The organism is Corynebacterium incognita (assembly GCF_014217255.1).
GTDB classification, from domain to species: Bacteria; Actinomycetota; Actinomycetes; order Mycobacteriales; family Mycobacteriaceae; genus Corynebacterium; species Corynebacterium incognitum.
Genome location: NZ_CP059404.1, coordinates 876,224 through 891,526, shown reverse-complemented (window position 1 = coordinate 891,526; position 15,303 = coordinate 876,224). Strand labels below are relative to the sequence as shown.

Sequence of the window (15,303 nt, the reverse complement as noted above, 5' to 3'; positions counted from 1 at the left end):
CTCCTACGGTTACAAACTCAAATGATGGGCTGAAGCCCACTATTTGTTGGTGTGTGCGGGCCGGGGTGTGGGGCGGGTCCGTGGCAAAACCCGAGAGACAAACCTCTGCTTGGCCCTGATGCGGGCCCTAGCGGCGGGTCAACCAGAGGTTTGTCGCTCGGCTTGTGGGGTGGCGCTAGTTTTCGGGCGTCTCCATCGGCAGGCCCGCTTCGCGCCACGCGTCGGTACCGCCCGCGACGTTGATGGCCTCCCAGCCGCGCGCCTGCTCCAGGTACTGCGCGGCACGCGCGCTGCGCCCGCCGGACTTGCAGATGATGTAAATGTCGCGGTCCGGGGCAATCTCGCCCGCGCGCTCCGGGACCTCGCCCAGCGGGATGTGCACGGCGCCCGCGGCGTGGTCCGCGGCCCACTCCTCGGGCTCGCGCACGTCAATCAGTTGAGCGTCGGATGGAACTTCAGAAACGTTGACTTCTTTCATGGCCGCCAGTGTACGCATGCGGCTAGCAGCGTCGTGCGCAGTTGGCAAGGGGTCCGGCGCCTCGCCGCCGAATCTGTGGATAAACCTTCCGCGGTGGAGCGGGTTCTCCACAGCCCGGTTCACTGCGCCTGGGTGCCTTTCGCGTGACTGTGCACGATAAGGGCATGAACACGACTATGACCGCTGACAATGAATACGGACTTGTCCACCTCAACCGCTTGGGCCACGATGCTCTGCATGTGTGGGAGCGCGACTACCTCAAGCTGGCAGGTTGGTGGGCCGTGCCCCGCGAACTGTATGAGAATCTCCCGCCGTGGGAGAAGGCCCGGGCGCACGCTGTGGCGCGCGGGCGGTCTGCGCGAAAAGCGGTGGTCACAGGTGTTGCCGCCGCGCGGATTTGGCGCCTGCCCGTCTTGACTCAGGACCCAACAGTTGAACTGCTCATGCCTGGAACCAAGGTGTCCGGAGCTACCAAAACCCCACCCGGGGCGGTGTTCCGTGCAGCCAAGCTCGCGGTAGATAGTCCTGAAATCCGCATCGTTGAGGGAGCTCGAGTTGTTCACCCGCTCCGCGCGATGCGTGACATCGTGGCGTACGGCGATGAGCTGGAGGCGCTAGTGGTCTGTGATGCTATGCGACGCCGCTGGCCTTCCTGCTCCCGCGACTCACTGTTGGCCCAGGTGGAAGCGATGCCGCGGTTCAGGGGGAAAGGACGTCTCCGCAAGGTGATTATGCGGTCGGTGGATTGCGCGGACTCGCCGCTGGAGACGAAAGCGCGCGTCATCCTGGAGGCGATGCTGGCGGAGGGTGAGCTGCAATCGTTGGTGCCACAGACGTTGCTGGTTGTGCGGAAGGGGGACGTGGAGCGCCGATTTCGCGTGGACTTTCTGGTCAACGGTCGGCTCGTGGTTGAGGTAGACGGTCGCGTGAAATACGACGGGCAGTCGTATGGAGAGGATGTCAACGCGGTGGTGCGCGAGGAACATGGGCGTGAGTACGCGATCCGCGGCGCGGGCTATCGGGTGCTGCGCGTGCGGGCGGAGGACCTGACGGTGGGAGGGCCGCGGTCAAGCCAGCTTGCTGAGTGGGTGCGTCGAGAGCTACGCGACCTTTAGTGTGAAAAGCCAAAGGCCGGGATCCAAAAGTCGGGAAGAGCTTCTCGAAGGGGTGTATCCGACCTTTGGATCCCGACCTTAAGTACAACGGCCGAGGATCAGGCCGCGGAACGGCCCGCAGCCGACAGCGGGCCGCGGGAAGCGCCCGGGTTAGGCCTTGTAGCGCGCGATGGCCTCGTCGAGGATGCGCTGCGCCTCAGCCTTGTCGCCCCAGCCAGAGCCGGTGACTTCCTTGTTTGGCTCGAGGTCCTTGTAGCGGGTGAAGAAGTGCTCGATCTCGTCCTTGACGTGCTGCTCCACGTCCGCGATGTCCTGGTAGCGCTCCCAGCGAACGTCGTCGACGATGCAGAGCAGCTTGTCGTCGCCGCCGGCCTCGTCGGTCATCTTGAACACGCCGAGCGGGCGCGCGTTGACGATGACGCCCGGGAAGACCGGCTCCGGCAGGATGACCAGCGCGTCCAGCGGGTCGCCGTCCTCGCCGAGGGTGTGGTCGATGAAGCCGTAGTCAGCCGGGTAGGCCATCGGGGTGAACAGGTAGCGGTCCAGGAAGACCTTGCCGGTCTCGTGGTCCACCTCGTACTTGTTACGGGAGCCCTTTGGGATCTCGATGGTCACTTCGATGCTCATGTTGCCTCCAGTTGGGTGCGCGAAATTTTTACCGCCTCCCATCTTAGCGGGCGGGGGCTTGCACCCCGCCCGGTGGCAACCGACTAGGGTATGAGGCGATGAAAGCGAAGCATGTGTGGTGGTCCGTGGCCGCGTTGCTGACCGCGGGCGCGGTGGCGGCGACGGCCGGTGTCGGCGTGGCTGTACACAACGAGTACAAGGACTTAAGCCATGGCGAGCCGCTGACCGTAGCCGAGCCCACCGCCCCGCTTGCCCCGCTGCAGGCGCCCGAGGGTGAGGCGGACGCCGCCGCCATCGCCGCGCGCCTGGATGGCGTGCTCGCCGACGCCGACCTTGGCGAGTTCAGCGCGCGGGTCACCGACACGACCACCGGCGACGTAGTCTGGGACCACGCCGCCGACCGCGCCCTGCTGCCCGCCAGCGCCACGAAGGTGCTCACCACCGCCGCCGCCACGCTAGAGCTGGGGGAGGACCACCGCATCACTACCGAGGTGGTCGCTGGGAAGGTCGAGGGCAACGTGGTCATCAAGGCCGCCGGTGACGTCTGGCTGACCGATAAGCAAATCGAGGACCTGGCCAAGGAGCTGGAAGGCCAGCAGGTCGACGGCGTCTTCGTGGACACCAGCGCGTGGGGCGGCAAGGACTTCAACCCCGGCTGGGAGCGCGCGGACATCGACGGCGGCTTTATCGCCCCGATGCAGCCGGTCATGCGCTTCGGCGCCCGCCTCGGCGAGCCGGGCCGCTCCGGCGAGCTGACCGGCGACATGCCGCGTAGTCACACCCCGGCCCTGGACGTCGCGCAGCGCCTCGCCCAGCGTCTGGGCGCGGAGTCCTCCGGCTTCGCCCCCGCGTCTGCGGACGCGAAGGTCCTGGCCAGTACCCGTTCCGCGCGCCTGGACGAGCGGACCCAGGACATGGTGAAGCACTCCGACAACATCGCCGCCGAGGCCATCGCCCGCGAGCTGGCCACCACCCGTGGCGAGGACGCGAGCTTCGAGGGTGCCACCGCCGCCACGCTCGCGGTGCTCGAGGAGCACGGTATCCCCACCGACGGCGTGCGGCTGACCGACAACTGCGGCCTGTCCAAGAACAACCGCATCCCCGCCGCCACGCTGGACGCCGTCGTCGCGGCCGCCGTCGAGCAGCCCGAGCTGCGCCCCCTGCTGGGCTACCTGCCCGTGGCCGGCGGGGAGGGCACGCTCGCGGAACGCTACGACGATCGCGCCGGGCTGGGGTATGTCCGCGCTAAGACCGGCACCCTGACCGGCACGTCCGCGCTCACGGGCACCGCGGTCGGAAAGTCGGGCCGCGTGTATTCCTTCGGCATGGTCAGCAACGATTCCGACGTCCTCGCCGCCCGGGCCGGCCTCGACGATCTGGCCAGTGCCCTGCGCGAGTTCTAGGCCGGAGCAACCTCGTGGAACCATTCTGGCCGCGCGTCTCCCCGCACTTTCTTGCTTGTCGACGCCCCGTGGCCGTCGCCCTGCGCGAGCGTCGCGGCGCGGTCGCGGTGGGGCTGTCCGGCGGCGCGGATTCGCTGGCGCTCGTGGCCGCGCTGGCCGCGGAGCTGCGCGGAAAGGACTCGAGCTTCCTCACCGTCGTGTGTGTCAACCACCAGCTCCAGCCCGGTTCCCGCGTCGTCGCGGAGCGCGCCGCCACCCACGCCCGGGCCTGGGGGTTACAGGCGACGGTGGTGGATGTGGACGTCGATAAGCACCCGGGGGAGTCCCTGGAGGCCGCCGCGCGCCGGGTGCGCTACGCCGCGCTGGCAGAACACGGCGACGAAACGTGGGTGGCGCACACCGCGGAGGACCAGGCGGAGACGTTGCTGCTGGGGTTGTTGCGCGGGCACGCCACGGCGATGCTGCCGCGTTCGGGGTCCGTGGTGCGGCCGCTGTTGCAGGTGCGCCGCGAGGACACCGCAGGCGCCTGCGCGGAGCTCGGGGTGGAGCCCTGGCAGGACCCGCACAACGACCGGGAAGATTTTCGGAGGGTGGCGCTGCGTAAGGATATTATTCCGCGGCTCGGGGAAATCATCGGCGGCGATGCCGTGGCGCCGCTGGCGCAGGCGGCCGACGCGGTCGCGGAGGACAACGCTGAGCTCGAGCCGGAGACACTGACCGCGAACTGCGCGGAGCTGGCTGCGCTGCCGGCCCCGCGGCGGCGCCGGGCCATCCGAGCGCTCCTGCACGCACACGACGCCCCGGTGACTAAAGAAGCGCTGAGAGAGATCGAGGCCCTCTGTACGCACTGGCGGGGACAAGGTGCCGTTACAATCGGCAGAAGGTTGGAAGTTGTCCGCGTTGGTGGCACACTGTCTGTACAGAATGTGAGCTAGCGGGCAGCTAGAAGCAGCACAAACACCGAAGAAAGGCTTGGCCGCGACCATGACCGAGATGTACGACAAGAAGAACACAGACGTCCCCGCACACTGCTACGACGACGGTGACGTCGAGGCGGTCCTCATTGATGAGGTGACCTTGCAAAACCGCATCCAAGAGCTGGCGGACATGGTGTCGGAGAAGTATAAGGATGCGGACGAGGACCTCGTGTTGGTCTGCGTGCTCAAGGGCGCGGTCTTCTTCCTTACTGATTTCGCACGCAAGCTGTCCATCCCGGCGCAGCTGGAGTTCATGGCGGTGTCCTCCTACGGCAACGCCACGACGTCGTCCGGCGTCGTGCGCATTTTGAAGGACCTGGACCGCGATGTGGAGGGGCGCGACGTGCTCATCGTCGAGGACATCATCGACTCCGGCCTGACCCTGTCCTGGCTGCTGCGCAACCTGAAGAACCGCCACCCGCGTTCGCTGGAGGTGGTGACCTTGCTGCGGAAGCCGGAGGTTGTCACCGCTGATATTGATCTGCTGGACGTGGGCTTTGACATCCCCAACGAATTCGTTATCGGCTACGGTCTGGACTACGCGGAGCGCTACCGCGATTTGCCGTACGTGGGTACCCTGCACCCTAATGTCTACGGCAACAACTAGAGTTACCTCCTAATGAACAACAAGAAAATCCTTCAATGGGGTGGCGCGGCGGCCGTTGTTTTGGTGACGCTGTTTGCCATCACCTTCCTGCTTGATGACACCCGCGGGATGATGCGCGTGGACACCTCGGTGGCCATGGAGCAGCTGTCTAAGAAGAACATCAAGGAAGCCCAGATCGACGACCGCGAGCAGCAGGTGCGCCTGAAGCTCAAGGAACCCATCACGGTGGAAGAGCGCGACGGCATCGAAGAGGTCATCGCGCAGTACCCGGCCCGGACCTCCCCGGAGATCTTCGACGCGGTGAAGAAGTCGAAGCCGGAGAAGTACACCACGCACGTGAGCCAGGATTCCTTCTTAGGCTCCATGCTGAGCTTCATGCTGCCCATGCTCATCATGTTCGGCTTGCTGTTCTGGCTGATGTCGCGCATGCAGACTGGCGGGATGTTCGGCTTCGGCGGCAACAAGGCCAAGGAGCTGACCAAGGACATGCCCACCAACACGTTCGCGGACGTGGCTGGTGCGGACGAGGCCGTGGACGAGCTGCAGGAAATCAAGGACTTCTTGGAAGACCCCACTCGCTACCACGAGCTGGGCGCGAAGATTCCGCGCGGCGTGCTGCTGTACGGCCCTCCGGGTACCGGTAAGACGCTGCTGGCCCGCGCCGTGGCTGGCGAGGCCGGTGTGCCGTTCTTCAGTATCTCCGGTTCGGACTTCGTGGAGATGTTCGTGGGTGTGGGCGCCTCCCGCGTGCGCGACCTGTTTAAGCAGGCGAAGGAAAACTCGCCGTGCATCATCTTCGTGGACGAGATTGACGCCGTGGGCCGCCAGCGCGGCTCCGGCATGGGCGGCGGCCACGACGAGCGCGAGCAGACGCTGAACCAGCTCCTCGTGGAGATGGACGGCTTTGGTGACCGCGAGGGCGTCATCTTGATGGCGGCCACCAACCGCCCGGACATCCTGGACCCGGCGTTGTTGCGCCCGGGCCGCTTCGACCGCCAGATCCCGGTGACCAACCCGGATCTCAAGGGCCGCGAGCAGATCCTCAAGGTGCATGCCAAGGGCAAGCCGTTGGGCCCCGACGCGGACCTGTCTATGCTGGCCAAGCGCACCGCCGGCATGTCCGGCGCGGATTTGGCCAACGTGCTCAACGAGGCCGCACTGCTCACCGCCCGTATCGGCGGCACCGTGATTACCGCGGATGCGTTGGAAGAGGCCACGGACCGCGTCATCGGCGGCCCGCGCCGCTCCTCCAAGTTGATCTCCGAGCTGGAGAAGAAGATTACCGCGTACCACGAGGGCGGCCACACCTTGGCCGCCTGGGCACAGAAGCACATTGAGCGCGTGTACAAGGTGACGATCCTGGCCCGCGGCCGCACCGGCGGCCACGCCATGACGGCGCAGGAAGACGATAAGGGCATGTACACCCGCGATGAGATGTACGCCCAGCTGGTCTTCGCCATGGGCGGCCGCGCAGCGGAGGAGCTGGTGTTCGGTTCGCCGACCACGGGCGCGTCCTCCGATATTGAGCAGGCCACCAAGATCGCGCGCGCCATGCTGACCGAGTACGGCTTCTCTCCGGAGCTGGGCACGGTGAAGTACGGCAAGGAGCAGGGCGATCCGTTCGCAGGCTACGGCGGCGGTGGTGGCAGCATCGAGTATTCGGACAAGGTGGCCGCCACCATCGACGAGCAGATGGCGTACCTGTTGGACCGCGCGCACGAGCAGGCCTACAAGATCCTGGAGTCCCACCGTGATTACCTGGACACCCTGGCTGAGCAGCTCCTGGAGAAGGAGACCCTGCGCCGCCCGGATCTGGAGGTCATCTTCGAGGGCATCGACCCGGCGGAGCCGGACGATGTGTTCCCGAACGAAAACGTGCGCTTCCCCAAGCAGGCCGGCCGGGAGCCTATCAAGACCCCGACCGAGCTTGCCATTGAGCGTGGCGAGGAGCCGCCGAAGCGTCGCACGCTTCTCGACGCCTCGAAGGAGGCCCGCGAGCGTCGCTTGGCGGAGAAGGCGCTGGAGCAGGACAAGCTCGACACCGACTCGAAGGAGTCGAAGCAGCCCGGCCAACCAAGCCAGCCGAGCCAGCGCGAGGAGCACGGGTTCAGCCTGGAAAAGCATGCCGGGGACAACGTCAGCCCCTGGGACGCGCCGCGTCCGAGCGAGGACGACACCGCGCAGATCCCGCGCGTGCGCGAGTCCGGCGGCCGCCACGCGCAGCCCGCTCCGCAGCAGCCTGCCCCGGACAACTGGAATGGCAAGCAGGAGCTGAATAACCCCTACGCGCCCAAGCCGGACAAGGCCCCCGAGCAGCCTGCGCAGCCACAGCAGCCCGAGCAGGGCGACGACGGCGGCCAGCACCCGGGCTGGAAGAACTACGGAGACAACGAATGACCGATAGCAAGGGCGCGGTAGCCCGCCGGGAGTTTGACCAGGAGCGCGCCGAGGCCGCGGTCCGCGAGCTGCTGCTGGCCGTCGGCGAAGACCCGGACCGCGAGGGTCTCAAGGATACCCCGGCCCGCGTGGCCAAGGCGTATGCCGAGGTCTTCGCCGGGCTACACGTGGACCCGCGCGAGGTGCTGCATAAGACCTTCGCGGAGGAGCACCAGGAGCTCGTCCTCGTGCGCGACATCCCGATTTATTCCACGTGCGAGCATCACCTCGTGCCGTTCTACGGCACCGCGCACATCGGCTACATCCCCGGCAAGGACGGGCACGTCACCGGCCTGTCCAAGCTCGCGCGCCTGGCTGGTATGTACGCCAAGCGCCCCCAGGTCCAAGAGCGTCTCACTACCCAGATCGCGGACGCGCTCGTGGAGGTTCTTGGCGCGCAGTCCGTCATCGTGGTCATTGAGTGCGAGCACCTGTGCATGGCCATGCGCGGCATCCGCAAGCCGGGCGCCACCACCACGACGTCTGCCGTGCGCGGCGGGTTTAAAAACAGCGCCGCCTCCCGCGCGGAGGTCTTGAGCCTCATCCGCGGCTAGTAGTATCGAGGCATGCGAGTTTCTGAGCTTTCCACTCCCGGCCGCACCCTGGTGATGGGCATCGTGAACGTCACTGAGGATTCCTTCTCCGACGGCGGGAAGTGGTTAGCCACCGACGCCGCCATCGAGCACGCGCGCGAGCTCGTGCGGCTCGGCGCCGACATGATCGACGTGGGCGGGGAGTCCACCCGCCCCGGCGCCACCCGTGTGCCTGCCGACGTCGAGGCGCAGCGCGTCGCGCCCGTCATCGCGGCTTTGCATGAGGAAGGCATCCGTACCTCCGTGGACACGATGCGTGCCGCCACCGCCCGCGCCGCCGCGGAAGCCGGCGTGGATCTCATCAACGACGTCTCCGGCGGCCTGGCCGATCCGGACATGTATCGCGTCATGGCGGAAGCCGAGCTGCCCGTGTGCCTCATGCATTGGCGCACCGTCCGCTTCGGCGATGCCGCCGGCGCGGCCGACCACGGCGGCGACGTCGTCCGCGACGTGCATGAGACCCTCGGCCGCCTGGTAGACAACGCGTTGGCCGCCGGCGTCGTCACAGACAACATCGTGCTCGACCCCGGCCTCGGCTTCGCCAAAACCCCGCAGGACAACTGGGCGCTGCTCAAGGCGCTGCCGGAGTTCATCGCGGGTGAATTCCCCGTGCTCGTCGGTGCTTCCCGTAAGCGCTTCCTCGCGGGCATCCGGGCGGACCGCGGCTTGGAAGCTGGCCCGCAGTTCGCTGATCCGGCCACCGCCGCGGTGACCGCTTTGTCCGCGCAGCAGGGCGCGTGGGGCGTGCGCGTGCACGACGTCGCCGTGTCCCGCGACGCCGTCGACGTTGCGGCCGCCACCGCGTTGGGCGCGGACTACATGAGTGCTCATGACAGCGCACAAGCAAAAGAAGAGGCTAACTAACCATGGCTGATCGCATCCACCTCACCGGCCTCGAGCTATACGGCTACCACGGCGTCTTCGCCGAGGAAAAGCGCGAGGGGCAGCCCTTCATTGTGGATCTGACGTGCTGGCTGGACTATTCCGCGGCCGCCGCGGAGGACGACCTCACCAAGACCGTAAACTACGCCGAGCTCGCCGAGGTTGCCGCCGCGGTTGTCGAGGGCCCCGCCCGGGACCTCATCGAGACCGTCGCCACCGAGATCGCCGAGTCCGCCATGGCCCAGTTCCCCGAACTGTTCGCCGTCGAGGTCACCGTGCACAAACCACAAGCACCCATCCCGCGCACCTTCGCGGACGTCGCGGTGGTGGCACGGCGCTCCCGGAAGGCGGTGCGCTCATGACTAGCAGGCCAGCCACCGCCAGCACGCGCGCGGTGTTATCCATCGGCTCGAACATGGACGATCGCCTGGCCCTGCTGCGCACCGTCGTGGACGAGTTCGCCGCCGAGCTTGTAGCCGTCTCCCCGGTGTATGCCACCCCGCCGTGGGGCGTGGAAGACCAGGCCGAGTTCTATAACGCCGTGCTCATCGTGGACGTGGCCGAGGATCCTTACGAGCTGCTCGCCCGCGCCCAGCGCCTAGAACAGGCCGCCGATCGCGTCCGCGTGCGCAAGTGGGGCCCGCGCACCCTCGATGTCGACCTCATTCAGGTCCACCGCGGCGGCGTGGAGGTGCTTTCCGACGACCCCGTGCTCACCCTTCCGCACCCGTTCGCCCACGAGCGCGCGTTCGTGCTCTTGCCGTGGTCGCGCATCGATCCGGAAGCGCGCCTGGGGGATCAGTTGGTCATTGACCTTCTCGCCGGCCTCAAGCATTCTGAGGTGGACAGCATCCGTGAGGTCGGTGCCTTGGAAGGAGACGCGGAATGAAGCGGACGTCGATAGTCGCCCTGGTGTTCACCGCGCTGTTTTGCGCGGCCGCCATGGCGATTGTGACCTGGGGGTTCTACGGCTCCCTGGTGGCGATCCCCGTGAGCGTGTCGGCCACCTTGTGGCTCATGGCCGCGGTCTGCGCCGGGTGCACATGGAAGGTGCGCAGTGCCAAGGATGAGGATGCGCATGGCATCGGCCTGGATCGCTCGCAGCTCAACCCCATGACTATCGCGCGCTTCGCGCTGGTGGGCAAGGCGTCGGCGTGGACGGGCGCCATCGTTGGCGGCGGCTACGCGGGCATGGCGACGTTCGTGATCCCTAAGGCCAGCACCCTCGTCGCGGCCGGCAATGACACCGCCGGTGTGATCGCCTGCGTGCTTGGCGGGCTGGCCATGGCCGTCGCCGGCGTGGTGTTGGAGCGAAACTGCGAAGTACCTCCCGGCTCTTCCGCCAGCGTGGTTTAAGGTAGGGGATATGGATGCCGCGATGAACAACACCGCTGATAACTCAAGCGACGCTGACAAGAAGGTCGACGCTGCGCAGACCGCCGACACGACGGGCACCGCCGACGCACCCGCGGGTATGGACAAAGGCCAGATTGGGCTCATCGCGCTGGTGGTCCTCGCGGTCCTCGCCAGCATCATCATGCTGGTCACCGGAAGCGCCGGGGCACAGAAGATCGCACTTTTGGCCGCGCTGTGGGCCGCGGTGCTCGGTTTCTTCCTGGTGACGCACTACCGCCGCAAGGCAGAGGAAAAGAGCGAGGAGCTGCGCCTACGCGAGGAGCTGCACGCCTCCGAGGTCAAGCGGCTGGAGGCCGAGCGCAAGGCAGAGCGGGCCACCTCTCGCGTCGCGTTGGGTTCCGGTGACGGCGACGCGGACATGGAGTTGCTGCAGGACATCAAGAAGGAGCTTGAGGCACTGCGGGAGCAACTCGATGAGCTCGCCGGCCGCGAGTACACCTACGTCCCGGCGTCCTTGCGCGCAGAGGCCCGCCGCATCATGGAGCTGGAGGAGCAGACCAGCTTCTCCCAGCAGTCCTCCGGTGCGCCGTCCCCGGACGCCATCGCCGGCCGCCTGGGCACCCAGCCGCGCAACGACGACGCCAATCCGCTGGCCGATCTCATCCGCGATAAGGAAGCCGATAAGACAACCGCTAAGGAATCTGGTGCGGAGACCAGCACGGCGGAGGAGAAGTCCAAGACCAAGGACAAGAAGTCCGAGAAGAAGGCAGAGAAGAAGGCCGAGAAAAAGGCCCAGCCTGCTTCCCCGGCCTCCACTTTTGACACCGGCAGCTTCCAGGCGGTGCGCTGGGACGCCGGCGGCGATGACGCGGTGAAGAAGCACGACGCCACCACGCGAGACGCAGCGAAGGATGACACCAACGCCACCCTGGAGACCCAAGTGGACGGCACGCCGGTCACCGAGGCGGACACCACTGAGGAGACCCGCCGCGGCCGCCGCCGCAGCGACGCCCACCGCGAGGGCGCTTTGACCGTGGCGGACCTGCTGGCTTCCATGAAGAAGGACAAGTAAATGACAGCACCCCGCATGCGTGTCGGGGTGGTGGGCAACGAGCCCGTCGGGCATCTGATGGCCGACGGGCTTTCCGCTACCGGACACACCGTCGTGCCACTGCGCAGCCTTGCCGATGCCGCCGGCGTGGAACTTGTGATCCTCGCTGTCAGCACGCCCCAGCTCCCGCGCGTCGTGGAGCAGCTTGCGCCCCATATTCGGCGCAGCCAGATCGTCTGGCACACCGTGCTGGGTAAAGGTGCGCAGGCGCTTGACGACGTCGAGACGCGCGGCGCCGTCGTCATCGCGGGTGCCCCGGTCACCGGCATGAATACCGGGTTAGTGCCGGGGATGTCCGTTTCCGAGGAGCCAGTGCCCGAGCGTTGGGTGGTGACGGCGCTGGACGAGCTTGGGGAGACCATCGCGGGCCTGGTCGTCGGTGAGCTGGGTGGCATGGTGACGGTCCGCACCGACGCCGAGCGGCCGGTGCTGGCCGCGTACGTCAACTACGCCTGGATGAGCGCCCGCGTCGCCGCCCACGCGCACGCCGCGATGGCCGAACTAGGTTTGCTAGAGGATGCACCCGCCCTCGACACCGGCCTGGTGGAGCCCAGCGCCAGCGATATCATCGCCGGCCACGCCGTGCTGGAGGACCCGGGCATGCGCCGGGCCTACCTGGACGTCACCCGTCGCTACGCCGAGGTCACGGCGGAGACCGGGGAGCCGGGAGCAGAAGAACTTGAAATGTGGGCACTACAGGAGGAAACGCGATGAGCTTCGAACTTGGCCAGGCGACTCGGGTGGAGGACGCCCGCCACATCGGCATGGTGGCAAGCGCCTTCAAGAAGAAGGGCAAGCCAGTAGCGCTCGTGCCGCTGCGCGCCGGGGTGCACGCGGGGCATCTGAGCCTTATCGCCGCCGCGAAGCGCATCCGCGGTGCCGTCGTCATCGTTGCCTATTCCGGCGCGGACGAGGACGACTACGCGGTCTTCGCGCGCTCCGGGGTGGACGCGGTGTTTGCCTATTCCGAGGACACCCTGTGGCCGCGTGGCCTGCGCACCACGGTGTTGCCTGTAGATCACGGCCTGGAGGAGCCGGCTGTCATCGGTCGTGAGGTGGCGTGGCACCTGGCGTTGCTTGGCGTGGTCAAGCCCTCGGACGTCGTGGTGGGGGAGAAGGACTTTGAGGTGCTGCTGGGGCTGCAGCGCGCCGTGAAGGACTTCCACCTCGGCGTGCGCGTGCAGGGCGTGCCTACTGTGCGGATGGCCGACGGCGTGCCCATGAGTTTGCGCAACACGCAGGTGCCTGCCGATGCCCGAGAACAGGCCAGCGCCCTGTCCGCGGCGCTGACGGCAGGGGCGCACGCCGCCGAGGGCGGGGAGAGGGCAGTCCGCGAGGTTGTGGACGCCGTGCTGCAGGCCGCGGGTATTACCCCGGAGTACGTTCAGCTGCGCGCTCTCGACGGCGGCCCCGCCCCCGAACAAGGCGACGCCCGGCTGTTCGTCGCCGCCACCATCGGCGGCGTGCGCCTGCTCGACAACGTCGGCCTGCCATTGGGCATCGGGTTTAAGAATATCGGCGAGGACGGTCGGAACTCAGCGAGAGGTATGGGTGAAGGGGTGTAGCTATAGTGGTCATATTCATAACAGGCTGGTCCTGCAGGCACGCTTTGCGGTGCTAAAATGAGGTGATGAACGCCTTGCTTCCTTCGCCTCAATGCAACGACTTTGCTTACCGGCACATCGTTATCATGGGAGTGTCGGGATCTGGTAAGTCAACTGTGGGGGAGATGCTGTCGCCAGTGGTCGGACTGGCTTATCGAGATGGCGATGATCTTCATCCGCAGGAAAATATCGCCAAGATGGCGCGCGGTGTTCCACTAACTGATGAGGATCGGTGGCCATGGTTGCGCGAAATCGGGGCCTGGTTGGCGGCTGCCGATAACGGGGCGATGGTGGGGTGCAGTGCCTTGAAACGTTCGTACAGAGACCTCATCAGGGAGTATGTTCCGGAAGTAGCCTTTTTGCACCTTGATGGTGAGTTTTCTGTTTTGTTCGAGAGGATGAACCACCGGCCGGGGCACTTTATGCCAGCGTCTTTGCTGCACTCCCAAGTAGAGACCTTGGAATCGTTGGGCCCCGATGAGTCAGGAAAGTTATTCGATATCTCGGAGCCGTTGGAGACCATTGTAGGTAAGGCAGCAAGGTGGATTCGTACTGGCGATCAGCTATCGGAACATTAGGCTCGCACCGTAGAGCGCGCCAACAAAGGTGAAACCAATAACCGAGATGAGCGCCTGATTTACCGTCCACGTTCGCAGGGTGGTGGCGACGTCGAGGTTCATCAGCCGTCCGACCAGCCAAAAACCGGAGTCGTTGACGTGGCTGCCAAATACCGAGCCCGCGGCTGTGGCCAAGACGATGAGTGCCAATTGAACAGCTGTGAAGCCGCCAGCTTCGACTGCCGGAACCATGAGTGCCGCAGCAGTGGTCAACGCGACCGTTGCAGAACCCTGCGCGAGGCGCAGTGCAACGGCGATGATGTAGGCGGCGATAATGACGGGGATGCCTAAGCCAGCCATCGAGTCTGCCAGCGCATCCCCAATGCCCGAGGCGCGGAGAACCCCGCCAAACATGCCACCTGCACCAGTGATGAGAACGACTGAGCAAATTGGTCCTAGTGCCGATTCCATGGTCTTTTCAATTGCGGTTTTATCTATCCCACGGTGAAGGCCGAGGAGTAGCATCGCAGCAGCTGTGGTGATGAGAAGTGCAATGGGGGTTTGTCCGAGAAATACCAGGAACTGGACCCACGTGGCGTCTCCATCGGCCGCACCAGTTGTCTGCAAAGTGGAAAGTCCGGTGTTACCGAAGATGAGAAGCATAGGGATGAGCAGGATGCCGATAACCTTTAGTGGAGACGCGGGAGAAGTGGGCAGCTGTCCATCATCGACTATGGGGCCCGTTAGTGAGTCGACCATTCGGTCAGGGAATTTCTTGCCGAGGAATAGTCCGAGGCGGTAACCCGAAAGGTACCAGGTAGGGAGGGCTACCAGCAGGCCGAAAAGGAGGATGAGGCCAATATCCGCATGGAAGAACTCGGCTGCTGCCACTGGGCCGGGGTGTGGTGGCAGGAACACGTGGGTGACGGAAAAGGCGCCGGCAGCTGGGATGCCGTACGTGAGCACCGACCCCTTGAGGCGTCGTGCAACGGCAAAAATAACTGGCAGCATCACGATGAGACCCGCATCAAAGAAAATGGGGAAACCCATGATTAGTGAAGCCACACCGAGTGCGAGAGGGGCCTTTTGCTCGCCGAAGGTTGAAACGAGTAGCTCTGCAAGGGACTTGGCACCGCCGGAGGTTTCGACAAGCCGACCGATCATCGCTCCAAGACCGACCAATAGTGCCACCGATCCGAGCGTTTTACCGAAACCTTCTGTCATTGTAGGGACAATGCTGTCGAGTGGTATTCCTGCCATGAGAGCAGTAAGCGCCGACACGGTGGTTAAGGTGACGAATGCATGAACCTTAAAGAAGATGACCATCGCGAGGATGAGAGCGATGGACAAGGCCGCGATAGCGAGGAGAGGTCCGGCGGACAGAGTTGGTTCCCAAGTATCCATGGGACTCCTTTCTAAGAAAGTTATTATTCTTAGACTGCCATAGTCGCTACTCCGGAAGAAGAATTGTAGGTGGGTGATGTTTCACACGCGGCGGAACAGTTTGTCAGTCTACTGAGTGAAATTGCTGTTCATATAGTGATTGGTGCGCTTGAT

The 15,303-nt window shown here is 65.4% G+C and carries 17 protein-coding genes; 14 read left to right on the top strand and 3 right to left on the bottom strand.

Annotated elements, in window-relative coordinates:
• Positions 1–175: 175 nt before the first annotated feature.
• Entirely contained in the window at positions 176–478 is a 303-nt protein-coding gene (locus H0194_RS04120) for a rhodanese-like domain-containing protein (protein WP_185176550.1), read from the bottom strand.
• A 143-nt stretch (positions 479–621) separates the two neighbouring features.
• Between H0194_RS04120 and H0194_RS04115 the strand changes: the two genes are divergently transcribed.
• Positions 622–1,593, top strand: a complete 972-nt coding sequence (locus H0194_RS04115) for a hypothetical protein (protein WP_185176549.1) — start codon at positions 622–624, stop codon at positions 1,591–1,593.
• A gap of 150 nt (positions 1,594–1,743) precedes the next feature.
• On the opposite strand, the gene H0194_RS04110 is transcribed toward H0194_RS04115, so the two are convergent.
• Positions 1,744–2,220: an inorganic diphosphatase gene (locus H0194_RS04110; protein WP_185176548.1), complete on the bottom strand. Its 477-nt coding sequence runs from the start codon at positions 2,218–2,220 to the stop codon at positions 1,744–1,746.
• 98 nt (positions 2,221–2,318) lie between these two features.
• Between H0194_RS04110 and dacB the strand changes: the two genes are divergently transcribed.
• From dacB to H0194_RS04045, 13 genes are all read left to right on the top strand, one after another.
• The gene (gene dacB, locus H0194_RS04105) at positions 2,319–3,623 is read left to right on the top strand and encodes a D-alanyl-D-alanine carboxypeptidase/D-alanyl-D-alanine endopeptidase (RefSeq protein WP_185176547.1); all 1,305 of its coding nucleotides are present in this window, start codon (positions 2,319–2,321) and stop codon (positions 3,621–3,623) included.
• A gap of 14 nt (positions 3,624–3,637) precedes the next feature.
• On the top strand, positions 3,638–4,558 hold the full coding sequence (gene tilS, locus H0194_RS04100) for a tRNA lysidine(34) synthetase TilS (RefSeq protein WP_185176546.1): 921 nt from the start codon (positions 3,638–3,640) through the stop codon (positions 4,556–4,558).
• Between the two features lie 58 nt (positions 4,559–4,616).
• On the top strand, positions 4,617–5,207 hold the full coding sequence (gene hpt, locus H0194_RS04095) for a hypoxanthine phosphoribosyltransferase (protein WP_185176880.1): 591 nt from the start codon (positions 4,617–4,619) through the stop codon (positions 5,205–5,207).
• 12 nt (positions 5,208–5,219) lie between these two features.
• Complete coding sequence (ftsH, locus tag H0194_RS04090; protein ID WP_185176545.1) at positions 5,220–7,604, top strand: ATP-dependent zinc metalloprotease FtsH; 2,385 nt, start codon at positions 5,220–5,222, stop codon at positions 7,602–7,604.
• Complete coding sequence (folE, locus tag H0194_RS04085; RefSeq protein ID WP_185176544.1) at positions 7,601–8,197, top strand: GTP cyclohydrolase I FolE; 597 nt, start codon at positions 7,601–7,603, stop codon at positions 8,195–8,197. Before ftsH ends, folE begins: the two co-directional genes overlap by 4 nt.
• Before the next feature lie 12 nt (positions 8,198–8,209).
• Positions 8,210–9,100 carry a dihydropteroate synthase gene (gene folP / locus H0194_RS04080; protein ID WP_185176543.1) on the top strand — a complete coding sequence of 297 codons (891 nt, stop codon included), beginning with the start codon at positions 8,210–8,212 and terminating at the stop codon, positions 9,098–9,100.
• Between the two features lie 2 nt (positions 9,101–9,102).
• Positions 9,103–9,480, top strand: a complete 378-nt coding sequence (folB, locus tag H0194_RS04075) for a dihydroneopterin aldolase (RefSeq protein ID WP_185176542.1) — start codon at positions 9,103–9,105, stop codon at positions 9,478–9,480.
• Positions 9,477–10,007 (top strand): 2-amino-4-hydroxy-6-hydroxymethyldihydropteridine diphosphokinase, encoded by a 531-nt coding sequence (gene folK / locus H0194_RS04070; protein ID WP_185176541.1) that lies wholly within the window; start codon positions 9,477–9,479, stop codon positions 10,005–10,007. Before folB ends, folK begins: the two co-directional genes overlap by 4 nt.
• On the top strand, positions 10,004–10,474 hold the full coding sequence (locus H0194_RS04065) for a DUF3180 domain-containing protein (RefSeq protein WP_185176540.1): 471 nt from the start codon (positions 10,004–10,006) through the stop codon (positions 10,472–10,474). The genes folK and H0194_RS04065 overlap by 4 nt, the downstream gene beginning before the upstream one ends.
• Before the next feature lie 10 nt (positions 10,475–10,484).
• The gene (locus tag H0194_RS04060; RefSeq protein WP_246389062.1) at positions 10,485–11,546 is read left to right on the top strand and encodes a DUF6779 domain-containing protein; all 1,062 of its coding nucleotides are present in this window, start codon (positions 10,485–10,487) and stop codon (positions 11,544–11,546) included.
• Positions 11,547–12,299 (top strand): Rossmann-fold NAD(P)-binding domain-containing protein, encoded by a 753-nt coding sequence (locus H0194_RS04055; RefSeq protein ID WP_185176539.1) that lies wholly within the window; start codon positions 11,547–11,549, stop codon positions 12,297–12,299.
• On the top strand, positions 12,296–13,150 hold the full coding sequence (locus tag H0194_RS04050) for a pantoate--beta-alanine ligase (RefSeq protein ID WP_185176538.1): 855 nt from the start codon (positions 12,296–12,298) through the stop codon (positions 13,148–13,150). The genes H0194_RS04055 and H0194_RS04050 overlap by 4 nt, the downstream gene beginning before the upstream one ends.
• Before the next feature lie 65 nt (positions 13,151–13,215).
• Positions 13,216–13,767 (top strand): gluconokinase, encoded by a 552-nt coding sequence (locus H0194_RS04045; protein ID WP_185176537.1) that lies wholly within the window; start codon positions 13,216–13,218, stop codon positions 13,765–13,767.
• Here the strand turns inward: H0194_RS04045 and H0194_RS04040 are convergent.
• The gene (locus H0194_RS04040) at positions 13,753–15,150 is read right to left on the bottom strand and encodes a GntP family permease (RefSeq protein WP_185176536.1); all 1,398 of its coding nucleotides are present in this window, start codon (positions 15,148–15,150) and stop codon (positions 13,753–13,755) included. The two genes, H0194_RS04045 and H0194_RS04040, sit on opposite strands and share 15 nt — an antisense overlap.
• Positions 15,151–15,303: the final 153 nt, after the last annotated feature.

Bases quoted from the DNA above. Each gene is read 5' to 3' on its own strand.
- H0194_RS04120 (WP_185176550.1), bottom strand. From the start codon at position 478: ATGAAAGAAGTCAACGTTTCTGAAGTTCCATCCGACGCTCAACTGATT.
- H0194_RS04110 (WP_185176548.1), bottom strand. From the start codon at position 2,220: ATGAGCATCGAAGTGACCATCGAGATCCCAAAGGGCTCCCGTAACAAG.
- dacB (WP_185176547.1), top strand. From the start codon at position 2,319: ATGAAAGCGAAGCATGTGTGGTGGTCCGTGGCCGCGTTGCTGACCGCG.
- hpt (WP_185176880.1), top strand. From the start codon at position 4,617: ATGTACGACAAGAAGAACACAGACGTCCCCGCACACTGCTACGACGAC.
- ftsH (WP_185176545.1), top strand. From the start codon at position 5,220: ATGAACAACAAGAAAATCCTTCAATGGGGTGGCGCGGCGGCCGTTGTT.
- folE (WP_185176544.1), top strand. From the start codon at position 7,601: ATGACCGATAGCAAGGGCGCGGTAGCCCGCCGGGAGTTTGACCAGGAG.
- folP (WP_185176543.1), top strand. From the start codon at position 8,210: ATGCGAGTTTCTGAGCTTTCCACTCCCGGCCGCACCCTGGTGATGGGC.
- folB (WP_185176542.1), top strand. From the start codon at position 9,103: ATGGCTGATCGCATCCACCTCACCGGCCTCGAGCTATACGGCTACCAC.
- folK (WP_185176541.1), top strand. From the start codon at position 9,477: ATGACTAGCAGGCCAGCCACCGCCAGCACGCGCGCGGTGTTATCCATC.
- H0194_RS04065 (WP_185176540.1), top strand. From the start codon at position 10,004: ATGAAGCGGACGTCGATAGTCGCCCTGGTGTTCACCGCGCTGTTTTGC.
- H0194_RS04060 (WP_246389062.1), top strand. From the start codon at position 10,485: ATGGATGCCGCGATGAACAACACCGCTGATAACTCAAGCGACGCTGAC.
- H0194_RS04055 (WP_185176539.1), top strand. From the start codon at position 11,547: ATGACAGCACCCCGCATGCGTGTCGGGGTGGTGGGCAACGAGCCCGTC.
- H0194_RS04050 (WP_185176538.1), top strand. From the start codon at position 12,296: ATGAGCTTCGAACTTGGCCAGGCGACTCGGGTGGAGGACGCCCGCCAC.
- H0194_RS04045 (WP_185176537.1), top strand. From the start codon at position 13,216: ATGAACGCCTTGCTTCCTTCGCCTCAATGCAACGACTTTGCTTACCGG.
- H0194_RS04040 (WP_185176536.1), bottom strand. From the start codon at position 15,150: ATGGATACTTGGGAACCAACTCTGTCCGCCGGACCTCTCCTCGCTATC.